The sequence below is a fragment of the Pseudomonas sp. NFACC37-1 genome (assembly GCF_900101575.1).
GTDB lineage: Bacteria > Pseudomonadota > Gammaproteobacteria > Pseudomonadales > Pseudomonadaceae > Aquipseudomonas > Aquipseudomonas fluorescens_AA.
On sequence record NZ_FMUZ01000066.1, the window covers coordinates 1 to 9,023 of the forward strand.

Consider the following 9,023-nt stretch of genomic DNA (forward strand, 5'->3'; position numbering starts at 1 on the left):
TTCCAGTCGATCTGTTTCTGCGTGATAAATCACCAACTCATCTTTGGCGACATCAACACCCACGATCGGCTTTGCGACAGAAACCGGCATTGCCATTGAAAATCCTCCGGGCTAAGGTTTGAACACTTGAAGGGTTCACCCAGAGGCGCAGGCTTGTTCCTATCGTCGGTCTAGGCCAGATGCATTCTTTATCGGCGCTTGGGTGAAAGGAGGAGGGGTGAAATCTCCCACGGTCTGTACTGCGGCTAACAGTCAGAATCGAGCTTTGTCCCTCCTCCTCCCTTCAAGTCCTACCATACAAGCGAGCTTGCTCGCGATAGCGGCCTGTCAGCCACATCACTGTCGGCTGACCCACTGCTATCGCGAGCAAGCTCGCTCCCACAGCGGAAACGCGGTTTCATCGAGGACAAAAACAAAAAAACGGCGCTTTCCATTTCTGGAAAAACGCCGTTTTCTATTACGCGACAGGGCCGGAACGATGGACGTTCAAGCGCCCGGACGTATCACACGTAAAACGATTTCAGCGGCGGAAAGCCGTTGAATTCCACCGCGCTGTAGCTGGTGGTATAGGCCCCGGTCGACAGCCAATACAGGCGATCACCAATGGCCAGGTTCAACGGCAGACCGTACTTGTAGTTTTCATACATGATGTCGGCGCTGTCGCAGGTCGGCCCGGCGATGACCACTTCTTCCATCTCGCCTTTCTTCTCGGTCCAGATCGGGAACTTGATGGCTTCGTCCATGGTTTCGATCAGGCCGGAGAACTTGCCCACATCCGTGTACACCCAACGCTCGACAGCGGTACGGGACTTGCGCGCCACCAACACCACTTCGCTGACCAGGATACCGGCGTTGGCGATCAACGAACGGCCCGGCTCCAGGATGATTTCCGGCAGGTCGTCGCCGAAGTCTTCCTTGAGGAAGCGGATGATTTCCTCGGCGTAGGTGTCCAGGCTGTTGGTGCGGGTGATGTAGTTGGCCGGGAAGCCGCCACCCATGTTGATCAGCTTCAAGACGATGCCGTCTTCTTCCTTCAGACGCTCGAAGATCACCTTGACCTTGGCGATGGCCGCGTCCCAGACGCTGATGTCGCGTTGTTGCGAGCCGACGTGGAACGAAATGCCGTACGGCACCAGGCCCAGGTCGCGGGCCAGGATCAGCAGGTCCATGGCCATGTCGGTCTGGCAGCCGAACTTGCGCGACAACGGCCAGTCAGCGGTGGTCGAGCCTTCGGTGAGGATCCGCACATAAACCTTCGAACCCGGCGCGGCCTTGGCGATGTTGCGCAGGTCGGCTTCGGAGTCGGTGGCGTACAGGCGCACGCCCTTCTCGTAGAAGTAGCGAATGTCGCGGGATTTCTTGATGGTGTTGCCGTAGCTGATCTGCTCCGGGCCCACGCCACGGCTCATGACCTTATCCAGCTCGTAGATCGAGGCGATGTCGAAGTTCGAGCCTTTGTCCTTGAGCAGGTCGATGATTTCCACCGCCGGGTTGGCCTTGACGGCGTAGTAGACCTTGGCGAATTCGAAACCGGCGCGCAGGTCGTCATAGGCCTGGGAGATCATCGCGGTGTCGATCACCACGAACGGGGTTTCCTGCTTGTCGGCGAACGCTTTCATTTTCTGGAAAGTTTCGCGCGCGAAATAATCTTCGACCTGGATCGACATACTTGGGACTCCTACTGGCAAACATCAGGATCAATGGGTGTGAGGGCAAGCAGCCCTCGTGAACGTCCTCCGTATCCCCACTTTGGTTCGCCTACTTCCCAAGGCATGTCGCCGAAAGCAAAAAGGCCATGGGATACATGATTCCCTTGGCCTTGCTGTCTCGTCGTCAGTACTTGAGCCGGATGGATCGTTTCCAGCATGGACGTTCGGCGCGAACTTTAGGGCGTGAGGGGCCTGAGATCAACTAAAAATGTCGCGTTTTTGCACACATCCGTCGTGCGGCCCGCGACAGCTCATGATGTAACCGACCTGCGTGACAGATTGATGTTCAATTGAATCGGTTTTTCAGGCCGCTGAATGATCGTTCCCACGCTCTGCGTGGGCATGCAGCCCGGGACGCTCTGCGTCCCAAAAGCCGAACGCGGAGCGTCCGTGGAGGCATTCCCACGCAGAGCGTGGGAACGATCAAGCTGTTGTGCCCGGTCAGGCAGAGGCGGTCTCGGCCGGTGAGACAATGCTGGTCTTGCCGCCGCGCGAGCGCCCGGAGCTCAGGTATTCGGCGATCGATTCCTGGGTCACTTCCCCGAGGAACACCCGCTCGGCGTCCATCACCGGCAGCCACGAGCGGTTGAACTCGTACATGCGCGACAGCAGGATCCGCAGGTGCTCGTCATAGGCCGCGGTGGCGTTGAATTCCCGCAGGTATTGTCCGCACGTGCCGGTCTGACGGTACAGGTCGCGCCGTCGCACATAGCCCAGGGCCTTGTTCTCGGCACAGGTGACCACCACGTAGCGACGGTCATGTTCGTCCATCAGTTCCAACGCCTCGTTCACCGGGGTTTCAGGGCTGACCGACGGTGCGTTGTCGGCGGCGTCTTCGGCCTTGACCAGCAACAGGCGCTTGAGCGTGCTGTCCTGGCCGACGAAGCTGCTGACGAACTCGTCGGCCGGATGCGCCAGCAACGTGTCCGGGTGATCGCACTGGACCAGCTTGCCGGCGCGGAAGATCGCAATCTTGTCCCCCAGCTTGATGGCTTCGTCGATGTCGTGGCTGACCATGATCACGGTCTTGTTCAGCGCCCGCTGCATCTCGAAGAACTCGTTCTGGATCATCTCGCGGTTGATCGGGTCCACCGCGCCGAACGGTTCGTCCATCAGCAACAGCGGCGCATCGGCCGCCAGGGCCCTGATCACGCCGATCCGTTGCTGCTGGCCACCCGACAGTTCGCGAGGGTAGCGATGCAGGTACTGCTTGGGCTCGAGCTTGATCATGCTCATCAGTTCGCGGGCACGGTCGTGGCACTTCTGCTTGTCCCAGCCCAGCAGGCGCGGGACCACGGTGATGTTTTCCTCGATGGTCATGTTCGGGAACAGGCCGATCTGCTGGATCACGTAGCCAATGTTGCGGCGCAGGGTCACTTCGTCCAGGCCGGTGGTGTCTTCGCCGTTGATCAACACCTTGCCCGAGGTGGGCGGGATCAGCCGGTTAATCATCTTCAGCGTGGTGCTTTTGCCACAGCCCGACGGCCCGAGGAACACGCAGATCTCGCCTTCGTTGACGATCAGGTTCACCGAGTCCACGGCCTTGACGTCCTTGCCGTTGCTCTTGAAGGTTTTGCTGAGGTTCTGAAGTTCGATCATTTCAATAGTCCTTTTGGGGTCAGCGAGCGTTGCAGCCATTGCAGAAGCAGGTCGGCGAAGATGGCCAGGAGACTGACCAGCACGGCGCCGACGATCAGCATCGACATGTCGCTGCGGCTGATGGAAGCGAGGATGAGCACGCCCAGGCCACCGGCGCCGATGGTGGCGGCGATGGTCATGACGCCGATGTTCATGACCACGGCGGTGCGCACGCCGGCCAGGATCACCGGCACGGCGATGGGCAGTTCGACCATGCGCAGGCGCTGGGCAAAGGTCATGCCGATGCCGCGGGCGGCTTCACGGATGCCCGGTTCGACGCCGGTCAAGGCCAGGTAGGTGTTACGCATGATCGGCAACAACGAATAGAGAAACACCGCGGTGATCGCCGGCATCGGGCCCAGGCCCTGGCCGAACTTGGAATAGAACGGCAACAACAGGCCGAACAGGGCAATCGACGGAATCGTCAGCAGCACCGTGGCGCTGGCCTGCAAGGGGCCGGCGAGCGCCGGGAAGCGGGTCATGAAAATGCCCAGGGGCACGCCGACCACAATCGCCAGGGTCACGGCGATGCCCACCAGGGTGATGTGCTGCCAGGTCAGGTGCAGCACCAGCGGCCAGTCCAGATGGGAAAAGGCGTCAAGAAAATCCATGGCTTTTCCTCCAGGTCATTGGGTTGAGAGCAGCGAATGCTGGCGCAGGAAATCGGCGGCAACGGTGGAAGGGCTTTCATGGTTGACGTCCACGCGGGCGTTGAGCTGGCGCATGGTTGCATCGTCGAACAGCTCGGCCAGGGGCTTGAGCTGCGCGGCCAGTTGCGGGTGCGCGTCGAGGAACGCCTGGCGCACCACCGGCGCGGCTGTGTAGTCGGGGAAGTAATGCTTGTCGTCTTCCAGCAACTTCAGCTTGAACGCGTTCAGCCGGCCGTCGGTGGTGTAGACCAGGCCGGCGAACACCTGGCTGTTGCGCAGGGCGGTGTAGACCAGGCCCGCGTCCATCTGCCGGATGTTCTTGCGGGTCAGGTTCATGCCGTACTGCTCCACCATGCCCGCCAGGCCGTCGGAGCGGTTGGCGAATTCGGTGTCCAGGGCCACCAGATGATTGTCATCGGCTTCGGCCTGCAACACCGTGTTCAACTGGCTGATGGAGTTGATCTGTGGGTATTGCTGCGCGACTTTTTCCGGCAGCGCCAAGGCGTAGGTGTTGCTGAATTTCGACGGTGCCAGCCAGGCCAGGCCTTTTTTGGCGTCGAGTTCTTTCACTCGGGCGTAGGACTGGGCGCTGTCGAGTTTTTCCGTGACGTGGTTGTAGGCCACCAGCGATACGCCGGTGTACTCCCACAACAGGTCCAATTGCCCGGTTTCATGGGCGCTGCGGGCCAGGTTGCTGCCCAGGCCGCCAGTGATCTGCGCGTCGTAGCCCTTGGCGCGCAAGTATTGCGCGGTGATTTCCGCCAGCAGTGTCTGCTCGGTGAACACCCGGGCGCCGAGGCGGATAAGCGGTTTTTCCGCGGCTTGGGCGAACCCTGCGAACAGCAGGACACAGCCCAGTATCAAGCTCAACTTCTTCATAAACGATTTCCTTTTTCCAGCCGGCTTATGACGGTCGCAGACCGCGTTCCAGCCAGAGGCGGCTGGCCAGTGTCACCAGGCCGTCGAGCAGCAGCGCCAACAGGGCGGTGCAGGCCGCGCCGAGCAACAGCTGCGGCTGGTTGTTCAAGGCAATGCCGGGGAAGATCAGGCTGCCGAGGCTGTTGGCGCCGATCAGAAACGCCAGGGGCGCGGTGCCGACGTTGATCGCCAGGGCCACGCGCACGCCACCGACGATGATCGGCACGGCGTTGGGCAACTCGACTTTCCACAGCACCTGGCGTGGGGTCATGCCGATGCCGACGGCGGCTTCCTTGAGGGAGCCCTGGACGTTTTTCAAACCTTCGTAGGTGTTGCGCACGATGGGCAGCAGCGAGGCGAGGAACAGGGCGAAGATGGCCGGCCCGCTGCCGATGCCCAGGATGCCCAGGGCGATGGCCAGTACGGCCAGGGGCGGTACCGTATTGCCGATGTTGAACACTTGCATGAAGCGTTCGGCGCGCCCGACCAAGCCGGGGCGGCTGAGGGCGATGCCGGCGGGGATGCCGACAACGAGGGCCGCCAGCATGGAGGCCAATACAAGCATCAGGTGCGCTTGCAGGTAAAACAGCAGATCGTCGCGGTAGCGTTGGATCGTATCGATGCCGATCCAGTGGATCAACAGGGCCAGGAGGGCGACGACGACCGCACCCCCGATAAGCCCTTTGCCATAGCGGATAGCCACAGGCGGACTCCTTTGTCTTTCAGTCGGCGCACGCTTTCCCGGGCGGCAAACCATCACTGGTTGCCGGAAAAACGTTCGCGAGAAGCAGCTCTTTTCGCGGTCGGTAAACGGCCGTCGAAGTGAGCCATGAGCGCAGCCTCGTCAGGCTAACTTGCTGATTTTTCAGCCCCTGACGGTTGCTCGTATCAGAGGGGTGGACGCCTCCACGCGGTAAAAGGTTCCCATGCGAGGAATGATCTGGCCACCCTGGATGTGCTCAACGGTTCGGTTCCTGGCACAAGTTGAGCTATAATCGCCGCCCTTTTTTGAATCACCTGCCAGGCGATTTCCCATGACCAAACAGGCCGCCGAAGTCGCGAAACGCCGCACTTTCGCCATTATTTCCCACCCCGATGCCGGTAAGACCACCATCACCGAAAAGCTCTTGCTGATGGGCAAGGCGATTGCGGTCGCCGGCACGGTGAAGTCTCGCAAGTCCGATCGCCATGCCACCTCCGACTGGATGGAAATGGAAAAGCAGCGGGGTATCTCCATTACCACGTCGGTCATGCAGTTCCCGTATCGCGATCACATGATCAACCTGCTCGACACCCCGGGCCACGAAGACTTCTCCGAAGACACTTACCGCACCCTGACGGCAGTGGACTCGGCCTTGATGGTCCTCGACGGCGGTAAAGGCGTCGAACCACGGACCATCGCGCTGATGGACGTCTGTCGCCTGCGGGACACGCCGATCGTCAGCTTCATCAACAAACTCGACCGCGACATCCGTGACCCGATCGAACTGCTCGACGAGATCGAAGCGGTCCTGAAGATCAAGGCGGCGCCGATCACCTGGCCGATCGGTTGCTACCGCGACTTCAAGGGCGTGTACCACCTGGCCGACGACTACATCATCGTCTACACCGCCGGTCATGGGCACGAGCGCACCGAGGTGAAGATCATCGAGAAGCTCGACTCCGACGAGGCCCGCGCGCACCTGGGCGATGAGTACGAGCGTTTTGTCGAGCAACTGGAGCTGGTGCAGGGCGCCTGCCACGAGTTCAACCATCAGGAATTCCTCGACGGCCAACTGACCCCGGTGTTCTTCGGTACGGCCCTGGGCAACTTCGGCGTGGACCATGTGCTCGACGCCGTGGTGGACTGGGCTCCGCGCCCGCTGCCACGCGTCGCCAACGAGCGCACCGTGGAACCGGTGGAAGAGAAATTCTCGGGCTTCGTGTTCAAGATCCAGGCGAACATGGACCCCAAGCACCGCGACCGTATCGCCTTCATGCGCATCTGCTCCGGAAAATACGACAAGGGCATGAAGATGCGCCACGTGCGCACCGGCAAGGACGTGCGCATCGGCGACGCCTTGACCTTCTTCTCCTCGGAGCGCGAGCAACTGGAAGAAGCCTTCGCCGGTGACATCATCGGCCTGCACAACCACGGCACCATCCAGATCGGCGACACCTTCACCGAAGGCGAAGCCCTGGGCTTCACCGGTATCCCGCACTTCGCCCCGGAACTGTTCCGCCGCGTACGCCTGAAGGACCCGCTCAAGTCCAAGCAGTTGCGCCAGGGTCTGCAGCAACTGGCCGAGGAGGGCGCCACCCAGGTGTTCTTCCCGGAGCGCAGCAACGACATCATCCTCGGCGCCGTCGGTGTGCTGCAGTTCGATGTGGTCGCCAGCCGCTTGAAAGAGGAATACAAGGTCGAGTGCTCCTATGAGCCGATCACCGTGTACTCCGCCCGTTGGGTCGAATGCGGCGACAAGAAAAAGCTCGAGGAATTTTCCAACAAGGCTGTGGAAAACCTCGCCTTGGACGGCGGCGGTCACCTGACCTACCTGGCCCCGACCCGGGTCAACCTGGCGCTGATGGAAGAGCGCTGGCCGGATGTGAAATTCCGCGCGACCCGTGAGCACCACTAGTATCAAGTGTCAAACCGAAAACCCGCTGCGAAAGCCGCGGGTTTTTTGTGGGGGTGAAAAAGTTGTTTTAGCCCCCCAGTCATTTGGCAACAAGAAGCGTGCTGCCTTTTTGCTGTTGGGCACCTCTGGCATTGGTGGCGATGCATTTTATGGGTATCAGAACTTCAGTGGATTTCGTACAGAACCTAACAGTTCTGCTAGTGGCTGAAGGCAGAGAACCAAGCTATATATCCCCGACAAGTCTCAATGTTGCGGTGAGCGTCATGTCTGCAAAAGAGGAAGTTGTTCAGGTTATCTATAGCTATGACCCGCTTGACCGGCACGCACACACCAAAAATTGGGACGATACGCGCGTCCAGATATTTTACCGCGGCGACCGTGTCGCTACTGAACTGGCGGGCGATACCGTACGTTCGGTATTTGAAGCCGAAAGCGCCGTCCTCGCCCAACAGACCACGAACGAGGACGTCCAGGAAACCACGTTGATCGCTCATGATGACAAACGCTCGACTCTTCTCAGCCTGAGGGCGAACGAGGCAGAGCCTGACGCGACGGCATATACCGCGTTCGGCCACAGCCCTGTCGACAAATCCTCGCATCGGGTCTTGGGTTTTAATGGGGAGCGTCCCGATAAAAATTTTGATTTCTATCTGCTGGGCAATGGTTACCGCGCTTTTAATACGGTGCTAATGCGCTTTAATAGCCCTGACAACCAAAGTCCGTTTGGCGACGGGGGGATTAATGCCTATGCGTATTGTGCAGGCGACCCGGTTAATAGGACGGATCCGTCTGGGCATTCCTGGGCGTCGCTCTTCAAGGGTATAGCCAATCTTGCTGGACGGCAGAGTCCGACGATGCAGTACGTTAGTGATTATGCCCTAGTGAAGTCCTCCAAGACCCAGTTCAAAATTTATGCAAGGTCATCTGTCAACGATACCTTTGAGCGTGTGGGCCGCTTCCCCCGAAAAGCCGGGCACACGCAAGAAGAAATCGTTGAACGGGCCAGCGTCTTAAACGCACGTATGATCGCTAGGGAGAAAAGGATTTTGGCAGACCAGGTGGCCAAGGAACGAAGGTTAGCCGCCGCTGCTGCAAGAAAAGCTGAAAGAAAAAAAGCAGTAAACGAACTGATGGCGTCTGACCTGGAAGTTGCGGAGCTCAGGGGGAAATTAGAATTAGCTAAAAGTGATGTTGCCAGTGCCGAATGGGCGTTTCAACAACGTGGAGGTAGGTTTAATCACGCCAATAAGCTTACTCCCCAAGAGACGGTCGCGTTTTCCACGGCGAGCGATATAAGAGCGAAGCTGAACGATATAAGAGAAGGCTATGCGCGCCAAGTGCGGCAAGGGGAACGCTGAAAGACTTCCTGAATTTGCAAACTCTCCGGAAACCAGGCAGCGGGTTTTTGTTGTCACTCCAATGCACCAGCCGCGTAAATTCCTGTGGGAGATTCTATGGTGCAGGGCTACCCCCTAAATGCCTTTCGGTAA

The 9,023-nt window shown here is 59.4% G+C and carries 7 protein-coding genes and 1 pseudogene; 2 read left to right on the forward strand and 6 right to left on the reverse strand.

The window, feature by feature from the left end:
- From BLP82_RS31805 to BLP82_RS29490, 6 genes and pseudogenes are all read right to left on the reverse strand, one after another.
- Nucleotides 1–96, reverse strand: a pseudogene (locus tag BLP82_RS31805) (IS110 family transposase); the annotation flags it as partial.
- Nucleotides 97–503: 407 nt separating this feature from the next.
- Complete coding sequence (locus tag BLP82_RS29470) at nucleotides 504–1,667, reverse strand: type III PLP-dependent enzyme (protein WP_092176961.1); 1,164 nt, start codon at nucleotides 1,665–1,667, stop codon at nucleotides 504–506.
- A 483-nt stretch (nucleotides 1,668–2,150) separates the two neighbouring features.
- Complete coding sequence (locus BLP82_RS29475; protein ID WP_092176964.1) at nucleotides 2,151–3,308, reverse strand: osmoprotectant ABC transporter ATP-binding protein OsmV; 1,158 nt, start codon at nucleotides 3,306–3,308, stop codon at nucleotides 2,151–2,153.
- A complete protein-coding gene (locus BLP82_RS29480; protein WP_060739198.1) occupies nucleotides 3,305–3,958 on the reverse strand; it encodes an ABC transporter permease in 654 nt (217 codons plus the stop codon). The genes BLP82_RS29475 and BLP82_RS29480 overlap by 4 nt, the downstream gene beginning before the upstream one ends.
- Before the next feature lie 15 nt (nucleotides 3,959–3,973).
- Nucleotides 3,974–4,876, reverse strand: a complete 903-nt coding sequence (locus BLP82_RS29485) for a glycine betaine ABC transporter substrate-binding protein (RefSeq protein WP_092176967.1) — start codon at nucleotides 4,874–4,876, stop codon at nucleotides 3,974–3,976.
- Nucleotides 4,877–4,901: 25 nt separating this feature from the next.
- A complete protein-coding gene (locus BLP82_RS29490; RefSeq protein WP_092176970.1) occupies nucleotides 4,902–5,618 on the reverse strand; it encodes an ABC transporter permease in 717 nt (238 codons plus the stop codon).
- A 331-nt stretch (nucleotides 5,619–5,949) separates the two neighbouring features.
- Between BLP82_RS29490 and BLP82_RS29495 the strand changes: the two genes are divergently transcribed.
- The gene (locus BLP82_RS29495; RefSeq protein ID WP_092176973.1) at nucleotides 5,950–7,533 is read left to right on the forward strand and encodes a peptide chain release factor 3; all 1,584 of its coding nucleotides are present in this window, start codon (nucleotides 5,950–5,952) and stop codon (nucleotides 7,531–7,533) included.
- A 149-nt stretch (nucleotides 7,534–7,682) separates the two neighbouring features.
- Entirely contained in the window at nucleotides 7,683–8,891 is a 1,209-nt protein-coding gene (locus BLP82_RS29500) for an RHS repeat-associated core domain-containing protein (RefSeq protein ID WP_170842404.1), read from the forward strand.
- Nucleotides 8,892–9,023: the final 132 nt, after the last annotated feature.

Coding starts and splice junctions, on each gene's coding strand:
- BLP82_RS29470 (WP_092176961.1), bottom strand. CDS start 1,667: ATGTCGATCCAGGTCGAAGATTATTTCGCGCGCGAAACTTTCCAGAAA.
- BLP82_RS29475 (WP_092176964.1), bottom strand. CDS start 3,308: ATGATCGAACTTCAGAACCTCAGCAAAACCTTCAAGAGCAACGGCAAG.
- BLP82_RS29480 (WP_060739198.1), bottom strand. CDS start 3,958: ATGGATTTTCTTGACGCCTTTTCCCATCTGGACTGGCCGCTGGTGCTG.
- BLP82_RS29485 (WP_092176967.1), bottom strand. CDS start 4,876: ATGAAGAAGTTGAGCTTGATACTGGGCTGTGTCCTGCTGTTCGCAGGG.
- BLP82_RS29495 (WP_092176973.1), top strand. CDS start 5,950: ATGACCAAACAGGCCGCCGAAGTCGCGAAACGCCGCACTTTCGCCATT.
- BLP82_RS29500 (WP_170842404.1), top strand. CDS start 7,683: ATGGGTATCAGAACTTCAGTGGATTTCGTACAGAACCTAACAGTTCTG.